Annotated in this window: 11 protein-coding genes; 7 read left to right on the top strand and 4 right to left on the bottom strand. The window is 73.0% G+C overall.

The window, feature by feature from the left end:
* Nucleotides 1–301 precede the first annotated feature (301 nt).
* Nucleotides 302–1,753 carry an NAD(P)H-quinone dehydrogenase gene (locus J5Y05_RS18640; RefSeq protein WP_210873962.1) on the bottom strand — a complete coding sequence of 484 codons (1,452 nt, stop codon included), beginning with the start codon at nucleotides 1,751–1,753 and terminating at the stop codon, nucleotides 302–304.
* 86 nt (nucleotides 1,754–1,839) lie between these two features.
* Here J5Y05_RS18640 and J5Y05_RS18645 point away from each other — a divergent pair, with 86 nt between their 5' ends.
* From J5Y05_RS18645 to J5Y05_RS18655, 3 genes are all read left to right on the top strand, one after another.
* The gene (locus J5Y05_RS18645; protein WP_030422452.1) at nucleotides 1,840–2,277 is read left to right on the top strand and encodes a gamma-glutamylcyclotransferase family protein; all 438 of its coding nucleotides are present in this window, start codon (nucleotides 1,840–1,842) and stop codon (nucleotides 2,275–2,277) included.
* Between the two features lie 91 nt (nucleotides 2,278–2,368).
* On the top strand, nucleotides 2,369–3,193 hold the full coding sequence (locus tag J5Y05_RS18650; RefSeq protein WP_210873964.1) for a purine-nucleoside phosphorylase: 825 nt from the start codon (nucleotides 2,369–2,371) through the stop codon (nucleotides 3,191–3,193).
* Between the two features lie 211 nt (nucleotides 3,194–3,404).
* Nucleotides 3,405–5,036: a phospho-sugar mutase gene (locus J5Y05_RS18655; protein ID WP_210873966.1), complete on the top strand. Its 1,632-nt coding sequence runs from the start codon at nucleotides 3,405–3,407 to the stop codon at nucleotides 5,034–5,036.
* A gap of 330 nt (nucleotides 5,037–5,366) precedes the next feature.
* On the opposite strand, the gene J5Y05_RS18660 is transcribed toward J5Y05_RS18655, so the two are convergent.
* Nucleotides 5,367–6,038: a PH domain-containing protein gene (locus J5Y05_RS18660; protein WP_210873968.1), complete on the bottom strand. Its 672-nt coding sequence runs from the start codon at nucleotides 6,036–6,038 to the stop codon at nucleotides 5,367–5,369.
* 93 nt (nucleotides 6,039–6,131) lie between these two features.
* On the opposite strand from J5Y05_RS18660, the gene deoC reads away from it, so the two are divergent.
* Genes deoC through J5Y05_RS18675 form a run of 3 tightly spaced genes read left to right on the top strand, consistent with a single transcriptional unit; the run spans nucleotide 6,132 to nucleotide 9,461 of the window.
* Nucleotides 6,132–7,121 carry a deoxyribose-phosphate aldolase gene (gene deoC / locus J5Y05_RS18665; protein ID WP_210873970.1) on the top strand — a complete coding sequence of 330 codons (990 nt, stop codon included), beginning with the start codon at nucleotides 6,132–6,134 and terminating at the stop codon, nucleotides 7,119–7,121.
* Nucleotides 7,122–7,132: 11 nt separating this feature from the next.
* Complete coding sequence (locus J5Y05_RS18670; RefSeq protein WP_210874544.1) at nucleotides 7,133–8,578, top strand: aldehyde dehydrogenase family protein; 1,446 nt, start codon at nucleotides 7,133–7,135, stop codon at nucleotides 8,576–8,578.
* Entirely contained in the window at nucleotides 8,571–9,461 is an 891-nt protein-coding gene (locus J5Y05_RS18675; RefSeq protein WP_210873971.1) for an aldehyde dehydrogenase family protein, read from the top strand. Before J5Y05_RS18670 ends, J5Y05_RS18675 begins: the two co-directional genes overlap by 8 nt.
* Nucleotides 9,462–9,575: 114 nt before the next feature.
* On the opposite strand, the gene J5Y05_RS18680 is transcribed toward J5Y05_RS18675, so the two are convergent.
* On the bottom strand, nucleotides 9,576–9,989 hold the full coding sequence (locus J5Y05_RS18680) for a hypothetical protein (RefSeq protein ID WP_210873972.1): 414 nt from the start codon (nucleotides 9,987–9,989) through the stop codon (nucleotides 9,576–9,578).
* Between the two features lie 178 nt (nucleotides 9,990–10,167).
* Here J5Y05_RS18680 and J5Y05_RS18685 point away from each other — a divergent pair, with 178 nt between their 5' ends.
* Nucleotides 10,168–10,770 carry a uridine kinase gene (locus J5Y05_RS18685; RefSeq protein ID WP_307853978.1) on the top strand — a complete coding sequence of 201 codons (603 nt, stop codon included), beginning with the start codon at nucleotides 10,168–10,170 and terminating at the stop codon, nucleotides 10,768–10,770.
* Between the two features lie 396 nt (nucleotides 10,771–11,166).
* On the opposite strand, the gene J5Y05_RS18690 is transcribed toward J5Y05_RS18685, so the two are convergent.
* The gene (locus J5Y05_RS18690) at nucleotides 11,167–11,973 is read right to left on the bottom strand and encodes a SigE family RNA polymerase sigma factor (RefSeq protein WP_210873975.1); all 807 of its coding nucleotides are present in this window, start codon (nucleotides 11,971–11,973) and stop codon (nucleotides 11,167–11,169) included.
* Nucleotides 11,974–12,208: the final 235 nt, after the last annotated feature.

Genomic DNA, 12,208 nt, shown 5'->3' on the forward strand with positions numbered 1-12,208 from the left:
CAACGACCGTCTGCTTTCAGCAGTATGCGCCGAATTACAGAAGTTGTTCGCACGGCCGACGTGGAGGTGGTATGGGGGCCTACGCCCCGCGCCTATGCCAGTCGCACGTCCCCTGACTCCCCGTGACCACGACACACCGGTTCCGGCCGTCCGACCACCCGGCCGGGGGCCGGGCGGTCACCTTGCGTACGGTCCCCGCCGTCGGGCGCGCCACCGCTCCCGTTGATCACATGAGCCTGAATGGGTACGGATCATGCCCGCATCGGCACCTCGGATGCTCGGCGGCGACCGTCTGAGGCCGTTACGACTCGCCGTTGCCGTTCTTGCGGGTGTGGAGCTGGCGGGCCACCTCGGCGATGGAGCCGGAGAGCGACGGGTAGACGGTGAAGGCGTTGGCGATCTGCTCCACCGTCAGGTTGTTGTCGACGGCGATCGAGATGGGGTGGATCAGCTCCGAGGCGCGGGGCGCGACGACCACGCCGCCGACCACGATCTCGGTGCCCGGCCGGCAGAAGATCTTGACGAAGCCGTCCCGGATGCCCTGCATCTTGGCGCGCGGGTTGCGCAGCAGCGGCAGCTTGACGACACGGGCGTCGATCTTGCCGGAGTCGACGTCGGCCTGGCTGTAGCCGACGGTGGCGATCTCGGGGTCGGTGAAGACGTTGGCCGAGACGGTCTTGAGGTTGAGCGGGGCCACGGCGTCACCGAGGAAGTGGTACATGGCGATGCGCCCCTGCATGGCCGCCACCGAGGCGAGGGCGAAGACGCCGGTCACGTCACCGGCCGCGTAGACGCCCGGGGCGGTGGTGCGCGAGACGCGGTCGGTGAAGACGTGCCCGGAGTCGCGCAGCCGGACGCCGGCCTCCTCCAGCCCCATGCCCGCGCTGTTGGGGACGGCGCCGACGGCCATCAGGCAGTGCGAGCCGGTGATGACCCGCCCGTCGGCGAGGGTGACCTCCACCCGGTCCCCGGCCCGCTTGACGGACTGGGCGCGGGAGCGGGCCATGACGTTCATGCCGCGGCGCCGGAAGACGTCCTCCAGGACGGCGGCGGCGTCGGGGTCCTCGCCGGGCAGCACCCGGTCGCGGGAGGAGACGAGGGTGACCTCGGAACCGAGCGCCTGGTAGGCGCCGGCGAACTCGGCGCCGGTGACGCCGGAGCCGACCACGATGAGTTCCTCGGGCAGCTCGTCGAGGTCGTAGACCTGGGTCCAGTTGAGGATGCGCTCGCCGTCGGGGCGGGCGTCGGCCAGCTCGCGCGGGTGCCCGCCGGTCGCGATGAGCACGGCGTCCGCGGTGAGGGTCTCCTCGCTGCCGTCGGCGGCCCGCACCACGACCTTGCGGGAGCCGTCGAGGGCCTGCATGCCCTCCAGCCGGCCGCGTCCGCGCATCACGCGCGCGCCCGCGCGCGTGACGGAGGCGGTGATGTCGTGGGACTGCGCCAGGGCGAGCCGCTTGACCCGCCGGTTGACCTTGCCCAGGTCCACGCCGACCACGCGGGCGCCCCGCTCCAGGGGGGGCGTGTCGTCGGCGACGATGATGCCCAGTTCCTCGTAGGAGGAGTCGAAGGTGGTCATCACCTCCGCCGTGGCGATCAGGGTCTTGGACGGCACGCAGTCGGTCAGCACCGACGCCCCGCCCAGGCCGTCGCAGTCGACGACGGTCACCTCCGCGCCGAGCTGCGCGGCCACCAGCGCCGCTTCGTATCCGCCGGGTCCGCCACCGATGATCACGATCCGAGTCACGTACTCCATTGTCCCGCACCCCGCCGGGCCGGGCCGCCCGGGGGCACGTCCGTGACGGAAGTGGCCCCCGGGGCGCCCTGCCGTACGCTCGTGGCATGTCGCTCTACGCCGCGTACGCCGGCAACCTCGACGCGCGGCTGATGACCCGCCGCGCTCCGCATTCGCCGTTGCGCGCCACCGGCTGGCTGAACGGGTGGCGGCTGACGTTCGGGGGCGAGCACATGGGATGGGAAGGCGCGCTGGCCACCCTCGTGGAGGACCCGCTCTCCCAGGTCTTCGTCGCCCTGTACGACATCGCCCCGATGGACGAGGAGTCGCTGGACCGCTGGGAGGGCGTGGGCCTGGACATCTACCGGCGCACGCGCGTGCGCGTGCACACCCTGGACGGTGAGGACGGCGCCTGGACGTACGTCCTCAACGGCTACGAGGGCGGCCTGCCCTCGGCGCGCTACCTGGGCGAGGTGGCCGACGCGGCCGAGTCGGCGGGGGCACCGCACGACTACGTCATGGAGCTGCGCAAGCGCCCCTGCTGAGAGGGGCCGCCGGAAACGACAAGACAACGATCGTCCACCGGCCCGCTCACACATCTACGCGCGTAGGCAAAGACCGGCTACCCTCATCCGCGTGAACGCATCTCTTCTTCCGGACGACATCCAGGGCGACCCCTACGCCGCCGCCGACGCCGCCGCGGCCCGCCTGCGCGAACTCACCGGCGCCGAGACCCACGACGTCGCCCTCGTGATGGGCTCCGGCTGGGCACCGGCCGTGGACGCCCTGGGCGCCCCCGAGGCCGATCTCCAGGTCACCGAGCTGCCCGGCTTCCCGCCGCCGGCGGTCGAGGGGCACGGCGGCCGGGTCCGCTCGTACGCCATCGGTGACAAGCGCGCGCTGGTCTTCCTCGGCCGCACCCACTACTACGAGGGCCACGGGGTGGCGGCGGTCTCCCACGGCGTCCGTACGGCGGTGGCCGCCGGAGTCAAGACGATCGTCCTCACCAACGGCTGCGGCGGCCTGCGCGAGGGCATGCGTCCCGGCCAGCCGGTCCTGATCAGCGACCACATCAACCTCACGGCGGCCTCCCCCATCGTCGGCGCCAACTTCGTCGACCTCACCGACCTCTACTCGCCGCGCCTGCGCGCGCTGTGCAAGGAGGTCGACCCCACGCTGGAGGAGGGCGTCTACGCCCAGTTCCCCGGCCCGCACTACGAGACGCCGGCGGAGATCCGCATGGCCCGGGTGATCGGCGCGGACCTGGTGGGCATGTCGACGGTCCTGGAGGCCATCGCCGCGCGCGAGGCGGGCGCCGAGGTCCTGGGCATCTCCCTGGTGACCAACCTGGCCGCCGGCATGACGGGCGAACCCCTCAACCACGAGGAGGTCCTCCAGGCGGGCCGCGACTCCGCCACCCGCATGGGCGGACTCCTCGCGCAGCTCCTGGGCCGCCTGTAGCCCACGAGCCGACCGCCCGGTGGGCCACGGCACCCGGCACCGCCGGGGTGCCGCCCCGCCCACCCGTGCCGCCCCGGCGGCACCGCCGCCCGCGGCCGGGGCGCCCGCACGCGCCGCCACGGGCCGGAAAACGCACCCCCGCCACCGAAACAGGCCGCCCCAGGCCCCCCGTACAAGCGCCGCAGGCACCCCGCACAGGAGAGGCACCCGCATGCAAGACGACCTCCTCGCACGCGCCCAGGCATGGCTCGCCGAGGACCCCGACGCCGACACCCGCGCGGAACTCGCCCGGCTCATCGACGCCGGGGACCACGCCGGAATCGCCGCCCGTTTCGCCGGCACGCTCCAGTTCGGCACCGCGGGCCTGCGCGGCGAACTCGGCGCGGGCCCGCTGCGCATGAACCGCTCGGTCGTCATCCGCGCCGCGGCCGGTCTCGCCGCGTACCTGCGCAAGCAGGGCCACGGCGACGGCCTGGTCGTCATCGGCTACGACGCCCGCCACAAGTCCGCCGACTTCGCCCGGGACACCGCCGCCGTGATGACCGGCGCCGGCCTGCGCGCGGCGGTGCTGCCCCGCCCGCTGCCCACGCCGGTCCTGGCCTTCGCCATCCGGCACCTCGGCGCCGTGGCCGGCGTGGAGGTCACGGCCAGCCACAACCCGCCGAGGGACAACGGGTACAAGGTCTACCTGGGCGACGGTTCGCAGATCGTCCCGCCCGCCGACGCGGAGATCGCCGCCGAGATCGCCGCCGTCCGCGCGCTGGCCGACGTGCCCCGGCCGGACTCCGGCTGGGAGACGCTGGACGACGCGGTGACGGACGCCTACCTGGCCCGTACGGACGCGGTCCTCGCCGAGGGCTCCCCCCGCACCGCGCGGACCGTCTACACGGCGATGCACGGTGTCGGCAAGGACACCCTGCTCGCGGCCTTCGCCCGCGCCGGGTTCCCCGAGCCGGCGCTGGTCGCGGAGCAGGCCGAGCCGGACCCGGACTTCCCGACGGTCGCGTTCCCGAACCCGGAGGAGCCGGGCGCGATGGACCTCGCCTTCGGGCGGGCCCGCGCCACGGACCCCGACCTGATCATCGCCAACGACCCGGACGCGGACCGCTGCGCGGTGGCCGTGCCGGACGGCGAAAACTGGCGCATGCTGCGCGGCGACGAGGTCGGCGCGCTGCTCGCCGCGCACCTGGTGGCGCGCGGGGCGCGGGGCACGTTCGCGGAGTCGATCGTGTCGTCCTCGCTGCTCGGCCGGATCGCGGGCGCGGCGGGCCTGCCGCACGCGGAGACGCTGACCGGCTTCAAGTGGATCGCCCGTGTCGAGGGCCTGCGCTACGGCTACGAGGAGGCGCTCGGCTACTGCGTGGACCCGGAGGGGGTCCGCGACAAGGACGGCATCACCGCGGCGCTCCTGATCACGGAGCTGGCGTCAGTCCTCAAGGAGGCCGGACGGACGCTGACGGACCTGCTGGACGACCTGGCGGTGGAGCACGGGCTGCACGCCACGGACCAGCTCTCGGTGCGGGTGGAGGACCTGTCGGTGATCGCGGAGGCGATGCGCCGCCTGCGGGAGCAGCCGCCCGCGCGGCTGGCGGGGCTGGAGGTGACGCGGGCGGAGGACCTGACGCGGGGCACGAAGACGCTGCCGCCGACGGACGGCCTGCGGTACACGCTGGAGGGGGCCCGCGTGATCGTCCGGCCGAGCGGTACGGAGCCGAAGCTGAAGTGCTACCTGGAGGCGGTCGTGCCGGTCGCGGACCACGCCGCCCTCCCGGACGCGCGCGTGCGGGCGGCGGAGCTGCTGGCGGCGCTCAAGCGGGACCTGTCGCAGGCGGCCGGGATCTGAGACGGCTCACCCGAACGCCGAAGAGGGGTACCTCACACGGGGGTACCCCCACCGGGTGATTCCGGGGAGGCCGGACCCGCCGGGCGGTTCACCGCGCCACCGGGAGTCCGATCCCGGAAACTCCGGAGGCCGTCCCCGGAACAGCCGGGAGGCCGTCCCCGGAAACCCGGGAGACCGATCCCGGAAACCCGGGAGGCCGTCCCCGGAAACCCGGGAGACCGTCCCCGGAAACCCCGAAGGCCGTCCCCGGAAACCCGGAAGGCCCTCCCCGGAACAGCCGGAAGCCCCTCCCCGGAGCATCCGGTCCACCGCGCCCGGACGGGCGGCGCGTCACCCCACCCCCAGCAGCACCGCGAGCAGCACCGCGCCCACCGCGGCCGGCGCGATGACCTCGTAGGCCCAGCGCACGGTGACCCCGCCGGAGGCGTCGGCAGCGCCCTCGTGCGCCTCCATGAGCTGCCGCAGTTCGTCGACGGCCTTGTCGCTCTCGGCCCGCTGGGGCCCGTCCGCGGTGGCGACACCCGCGCCACGCCGCCCGAACGCGCCCCTGCCGCCGGAGGTGCCCCCACGGCTATCCCCGGCGGTGCGCCGGGCCTCCTGGCGGGCCGCCTTGTTGCGGGCGCGCAGCGAGACGGGAAGGGCCCAGAGCTGGTACTTGGTGCCGTCCTCGTCGACGACCTCGTTGGTGTAGCCGGAGCGCAGGGAGGCGATCCGGCCCCAGGGCAGCACGATCACGCGGAACGGGTTGCGGACGCGTATCCGCTTCTCGTCGGCGAAGACGGCCGGCCGCACCGTGTAGGCGACGATGAGCGGCGCGAGGAAGAGCATCACGGCGAGGGCGGTCCAGGGGGTGCGTCCCTCGCCGACGACGATGGCGTCCACGCCGAGCCAGGCGACGAGCGCGAGCAGCAGGACGCCGCCGACGACGCCCGCGGGCGAGCGGTAGATCCGGTCCCGGGAGTCGGGTGACGGCGGCGGTGAGGGGTGCTGCGGGGTCGTCATGGTGCCGATTGTGCACGACACACCCCGCGGCCCTTGAAGGCGGACCGGGGGCTGTACAGCCGCTACGCGCGTAGATATGCTCGCCTGGTGACCATGCCCACCACTGCACCCGCCGCACCCGCACCCGATGCCTCCGCCGCGTCCGCCTCCGGACTCGCGGACGTCACCGCGTCCGACAGCACGCTGCGCCGCTTCCTCCACGGGCTGCCCGGCGTCGACGCGGTCGGCCTGGAGGCGCGTGCCGCCTCGCTCGGCACCCGTTCCATCAAGACCACCGCCAAGGCGTACGCGCTCGACCTGGCCATCTCCATGGTCGACCTGACGACGCTGGAAGGCGCGGACACCCCGGGCAAGGTCCGGGCGCTGGGCGCCAAGGCGGTCCACCCCGACCCGACCGACCGCGCGACCCCCTCGGCGGCGGCGGTCTGCGTGTACCCCGACATGGTGCCCTTCGCCAAGGAGGCGGTGGCCGGCTCCGACGTCAAGGTCGCCTCGGTCGCCACCGCGTTCCCGGCGGGCCGCGCCTCGATGGCCGTGAAGCTGGCCGACGTGCGCGAGGCCGTGGCGGCGGGCGCCGACGAGGTCGACATGGTCATCGACCGGGGCGCGTTCCTCTCGGGGAACTACCTGAAGGTCCACGACGAGATCACCGCCGTGAAGGAGACCTGCGGCACCTCCGCCCGGCTCAAGGTGATCTTCGAGACCGGCGAGCTGTCGACGTACGACAACATCCGCCGCGCGAGCTGGCTCGGGATGCTGGCGGGGGCGGACTTCATCAAGACCTCCACCGGCAAGGTGGCGGTGAACGCGACCCCGGCCAACACGCTGCTCATGCTGGAGGCGGTCCGCGACTTCCGCGCGCAGACGGGCGTGCAGATCGGCGTGAAGCCGGCCGGCGGCATCCGCACCGCGAAGGACGCGATCAAGTTCCTCGTCCTGGTCAACGAGACGGCGGGCGCGGACTGGCTGGACAACCACTGGTTCCGCTTCGGCGCGTCCTCCCTCCTCAACGACCTGCTGATGCAGCGCCAGAAGCTGGCCACGGGCCGCTACTCCGGCCCCGACTACGTGACGGTGGACTGACCCCCATGACCATGGAAAAGCGGACATCCGCATTCGAGTACGCACCGGCCCCGGAGTCCCGCGCGGTCGTCGACATCGCCCCGTCCTACGGACTGTTCATCGACGGGGAATTCGCGGAGGCGGCGGACGGCAAGGTCTTCAAGACCGTCTCCCCCGCCACCGAGGAGGTCCTCTCCGAGGTCGCGGAGGCCGGTGAGGCGGACGTGGACCGGGCGGTCCGGGCCGCGCGCAAGGCGTTCGAGACGTGGTCGGCGCTGCCGGGCGCGGAGCGCGCCAAGTACCTGTTCCGGATCGCGCGCATCCTCCAGGAGCGCGGCCGTGAACTGGCCGTCCTGGAGACGCTGGACAACGGCAAGCCGATCCGGGAGACCCGCGACGCGGACCTGCCCCTGGTCGCGGCGCACTTCTTCTACCACGCGGGCTGGGCGGACAAGCTCTCGCACGCGGGGTACGGTCCGGACCCGCGCCCGCTGGGCGTGGCGGGCCAGGTCATCCCGTGGAACTTCCCGCTGCTGATGCTGGCGTGGAAGGTCGCCCCGGCGCTGGCCACCGGCAACACCGTGGTGCTGAAGCCCGCCGAGACGACGCCGCTGTCGGCGCTCTTCTTCGCGGACGTCTGCCGCCAGGCGGGCCTGCCGAAGGGCGTCGTCAACATCGTGACCGGCGACGGCCGGGCCGGGGCGGCGCTGGTGGCGCACCCCGGTGTGGACAAGGTGGCGTTCACCGGGTCGACGGCGGTCGGCAAGCAGATCGCGCGCACCCTCGCGGGCACCCGCAAGAAGCTCACCCTGGAGCTGGGCGGCAAGGGCGCCAACATCGTCTTCGACGACGCCCCGCTCGACCAGGCCGTCGAGGGCGTCGTCAACGGCATCTTCTTCAACCAGGGCCAGGTCTGCTGCGCGGGCTCCCGCCTGCTGGTGCAGGAGTCGGTGCACGACGAGGTGCTGGACGCGCTCAAGCGCCGTATCTCCACGCTGCGCCTGGGCGACCCGCTGGACAAGAACACGGACATCGGCGCGATCAACTCCGCCCAGCAGCTCGCCCGGATCACCGCACTCGCGGACCGGGGCGAGGCGGAGGGCGCCGAACGCTGGTCGCCCGCGTGCCAACTGCCGGAGAACGGCTACTGGTTCGCGCCGACGCTCTTCACCAACGTGACGCAGGCGCACACGATCGCCCGGGACGAGATCTTCGGGCCGGTCCTCTCCGTCCTCACCTTCCGCACCCCGGACGAGGCCGTCGCCAAGGCCAACAACACGCCATACGGCCTGTCGGCGGGCATCTGGACGGAGAAGGGTTCGCGCATCCTCGCGGTGGCGAACAGGCTCCGCGCGGGTGTCGTCTGGTCCAACACGTTCAACAAGTTCGACCCGACCTCGCCCTTCGGCGGCTACAAGGAGTCGGGCCACGGCCGCGAGGGCGGCCGTCACGGTCTGGAGGCGTACCTCGATGTCTGACGCGCGACTGAGTGTCCTCAAGACCTACAAGCTGTACGTCGGCGGGAAGTTCCCGCGTTCGGAGAGCGGCCGGGTGTACGAGGTGACGGACTCGAAGGGCACGTGGCTGGCGAACGCCCCGCTGTCCTCCCGCAAGGACGCCCGGGACGCGGTGGTCGCCGCGCGCAAGGCGTTCGGCGCCTGGTCGGGCGCGACGGCGTACAACCGGGGCCAGATCCTGTACCGGATCGCCGAGATGCTGGAGGGCCGCCGGGACCAGTACGTCCGCGAGGTGGCCGAGGCGGAGGGGCTGTCGAAGGCCAAGGCCGCCCAGCAGGTGGACGCGGCGATCGACCGCTGGGTCTGGTACGCGGGCTGGACCGACAAGATCGCCCAGGTGGTCGGCGGCGCCAACCCGGTCGCGGGCCCCTACTTCAACCTCTCCTCCCCGGAGCCGACGGGCGTGGTCGCCGTCCTGGCGCCGCAGAAGTCGTCGTTCCTCGGGCTGGTCTCGGTCGTGGCCCCGGTGATCGCCACCGGCAACACGGCGGTGGTGGTCGCCGGCGAGCGGGTGCCGCTCCCGGCGCTCTCGCTCGGCGAGGTGCTGGCCACCTCCGACCTGCCCGGCGGCGTGGTCAACATCCTCTCCGGCCGCACCGCGGAGATCGCCGCCCCGCTCGCCGCGCACCAGGACGTCAACGCGATCGACCTGGCCGGCGCCGACGAGGCACTGGCGAAGGAGCTGGAGATCGCGGCGGCGGACAACCTCAAGCGCGTCCTTCGTCCACAGCCTGTGGACGACTGGTCGGCGACGCCCGGCACCGAGCGCATGACGGCCTTCCTGGAGACGAAGACGGTCTGGCACCCCACGGGCGCGCTGGGCGCGTCGGGTTCGTCGTACTGAGACCGCACATCCCCGCCCGAGGCCACCGCGTGGCCCCGAGAGCGAACCGCGCCGTCCTCTCCTCCGGGGGCGGCGCGGTTCTCGTACGTGCCGCGTCCGTCCCGCGCGGGCGGGTCAGCCGCGCAGCAGCCCGACGGCCTGGCCGAGGACCGGTACCGCGCCCAGGGACTCGGCCTGGGCCACCGGGCCGGTCAGCGCGGTCGAGGTGAGCGGCTGGAAGTCGGCGAGCTGGGTGCCGACGCCGTTGTCGAGCGGGTCGACGCCCGTGCCCGCCAGCGGGTTGGGCTTGAGGTCGGCGACCGGTCCGGTGACGTAGCCGACGGTGCCGGCGACCGCTTCGAGGCCGGCCTGCGGGTCGATGTCGCCGAGCGGGACGGGCCGGGTGTGGGCGACTCCGGCGAGGGTGGTGTCGCCGGAGTCCGCCGCCGAGGCGCCGGCCGCGCCGGCCGCCAGGGCCGCCCCGGCGGTGGCGATCGCGAGCAGGGCGCGCTGGACGTGCGGGGTGCGGGGGGAGGCGTGTCGGGCCATCGCTGTGCCACCTCGTGCTGGGGGACGTCGGATCACCGCGAAGGGTAATCGGTTCGACGCGTAGCGTAGTTGAGATGTGACGCGCGCTTCAAAGCCGACCCGCGGGGTCGTACGACGGCCGTTCGATGCCTCAGACTGGTGTCCCGTGAGCTCCCATCCGCCCATACCTACGCGAGTCGTGCTGCTCTGCGGCCCTTCCGGCTCCGGCAAGTCCCTCCTCGCCGCCCGCTCCGGTCTCCCCGTGCTGCGGCTCGACGACTTCTACAAGGAGGGCACCGACCCGACGCTGCCTCAGGTGCCGGGGAGTTCGGACATCGACTGGGACCATCCCGGCTCCTGGGACGCGGAGGCCGCCGTCGCCGCGATCACGGAGCTGTGCCGGTCGGGCCGTACGCGCGTACCCGTCTACGACATCTCGCTGAGCGCCCGTACCGGCGAGGACGGGGTCGACATCGGGCGGACCCCGCTCTTCCTCGCGGAGGGCATCTTCGCCGCGGAGATCGTCACGCGCTGCCGTGAACTGGGCGTCCTGGCCGACGCGTTGTGCCTCAGCAGGGGCCCGCTGACCACCTTCCGGCGGCGGTTCGTACGGGATCTGCGCGAGGGCCGCAAGTCGGTGCCGTTCCTGCTGCGGCGCGGCTGGCGGCTGATGCGGCAGGAGCGGTCGATCATCGCGCGGCAGACGGCGCTGGGCGCCCACGCCTGCGACCGGGACGAGGCGATGGGCCGTCTGGCGGCTGCCGCCGCGGGCCGGTGCGCGACGGCGCGTACGGTCGCGTAGCGCGCCGCCCGCGCCTGAGCACGCCCCCCGCGCCCGCACACGGCGGAGCGGGGCTGGACGGACCCCCCGGCCCTCCAGCCCCGCTCCTGTGGTGCTCCCCCCGTGCTCCCCCGTATCCCCCCTCGGTCCCCGCTGTTCCCCCGTGTCCCCCGTATCCCCGTTCCCCCGTGGGACGTTCCCCCGTTTTCCTTCCCCCGTCGGGGGTCCCTCTCAGGGGTCCCTCTCAGGGGTCCCTCTCAGGGGTCCCCCGTGGTCCCCCGTGAGGGTCCCCCGACCCCCGGTCGCCCGTCGTGCTCCCCCGTGGGCGCTTCCCCGTGAGTAAGAGCCCGGTGTCTCCCCCCTGATACACCCGGGTCCGTACTTTTTTCGCGGGATTCTTTCCGGGGTCCTGCTGCCTCAGGCGACCAGTTCGCCGAAGGCGTCCTCCCGGTCACGGCCGAGGCTCAGGACCTCGTCCTGCCGCAGCCGGCGCAGCGAGCGCCAGATGCTGGACTTCACCGTGCCGACACTGATGCCGAGGATGTCCGCGATCTCCGGGTCCGTGCGGCCCTCGTAGTAGCGCAGGACCAGCATGGTGCGCTGGAGTTCGGGCAGCCGGGCGAGCGCCTGCCACAGGACGGTGCGCAGTTCGGTGCCGCGCATGGCGTCCGTGTCGCCGGGCGTCTCCGGCAGTTCCTCTGTCGGGTACTCGTTGAGCTTGCGGCGCCGCCAGGCGCTGATGTGCAGGTTGGTCATGGTGCGGCGCAGGTAGCCGCCGACGGCCGCCTTGTCGCTGATCCGCTCCCACGCCCGGTAGGTCGAGAAGAGCGCGCTCTGGAGCAGGTCCTCGGCCTCGTAGCGGTCGCCGGTGAGGTGGTAGGCGGTGGCGTACAGGGAGGCCCGCCGCTCCTGCACGTAGGCGGTGAACTCCGCCTCCGACAGCGAACGGCGCTCCCCCTTGGCCGTCCCGTACGCCGCTCCCCCGCGCGTGTCGCCCCGGTCCCCCCGGTCCTGGGCGCCCTTCCGGTCCACCGCCGGCGTGTCGACCACCGTCATGCGGGGCTGCGGGAGCCCCGGCTGCGCGTGTCCGGTGTGCTGTCGTCCGGTGCCGCGAGCGCACCCCCGCCCGCTCACGGCACCGGACTTCTCTGAACACCGGTGAACGTTCACGTCGTGCAGACGCGTGATCACTGCGCTGGTGCTGAAGCCGTGCAGCGTGCTCATCTCGCGCCCCCCGTCGTGGACTTCCGGTGTCGGTCTGCTGTGGTGCGACGTTCCGGCCGTGCGAAGCGCCGTACCCGCCGTTCCGTGGTGCTGTCTTGCGGTCTTGCTGTGGTGCTGTGGTGTCGTGCTGTGGTGTTGCCGTCTGCCTGTACCGAAAATCCTGCCCGGGTGACTTCATCACCGTGTCTGTCGACTGTCACAGACCTGTCACAGGGCCCGATCACCGCACCGTCAC

The organism is Streptomyces tagetis (genome assembly GCF_018069565.1).
Taxonomy (GTDB): domain Bacteria; phylum Actinomycetota; class Actinomycetes; order Streptomycetales; family Streptomycetaceae; genus Streptomyces; species Streptomyces tagetis.

Bases quoted from the DNA above. Each gene is read 5' to 3' on its own strand.
- J5Y05_RS18675 (WP_210873971.1), top strand. From the start codon at position 8,571: ATGTCTGACGCGCGACTGAGTGTCCTCAAGACCTACAAGCTGTACGTC.
- J5Y05_RS18680 (WP_210873972.1), bottom strand. From the start codon at position 9,989: ATGGCCCGACACGCCTCCCCCCGCACCCCGCACGTCCAGCGCGCCCTG.
- J5Y05_RS18690 (WP_210873975.1), bottom strand. From the start codon at position 11,973: ATGAGCACGCTGCACGGCTTCAGCACCAGCGCAGTGATCACGCGTCTG.
- J5Y05_RS18670 (WP_210874544.1), top strand. From the start codon at position 7,133: ATGGAAAAGCGGACATCCGCATTCGAGTACGCACCGGCCCCGGAGTCC.
- deoC (WP_210873970.1), top strand. From the start codon at position 6,132: ATGCCCACCACTGCACCCGCCGCACCCGCACCCGATGCCTCCGCCGCG.
- J5Y05_RS18645 (WP_030422452.1), top strand. From the start codon at position 1,840: ATGTCGCTCTACGCCGCGTACGCCGGCAACCTCGACGCGCGGCTGATG.
- J5Y05_RS18660 (WP_210873968.1), bottom strand. From the start codon at position 6,038: ATGACGACCCCGCAGCACCCCTCACCGCCGCCGTCACCCGACTCCCGG.
- J5Y05_RS18640 (WP_210873962.1), bottom strand. From the start codon at position 1,753: ATGGAGTACGTGACTCGGATCGTGATCATCGGTGGCGGACCCGGCGGA.
- J5Y05_RS18655 (WP_210873966.1), top strand. From the start codon at position 3,405: ATGCAAGACGACCTCCTCGCACGCGCCCAGGCATGGCTCGCCGAGGAC.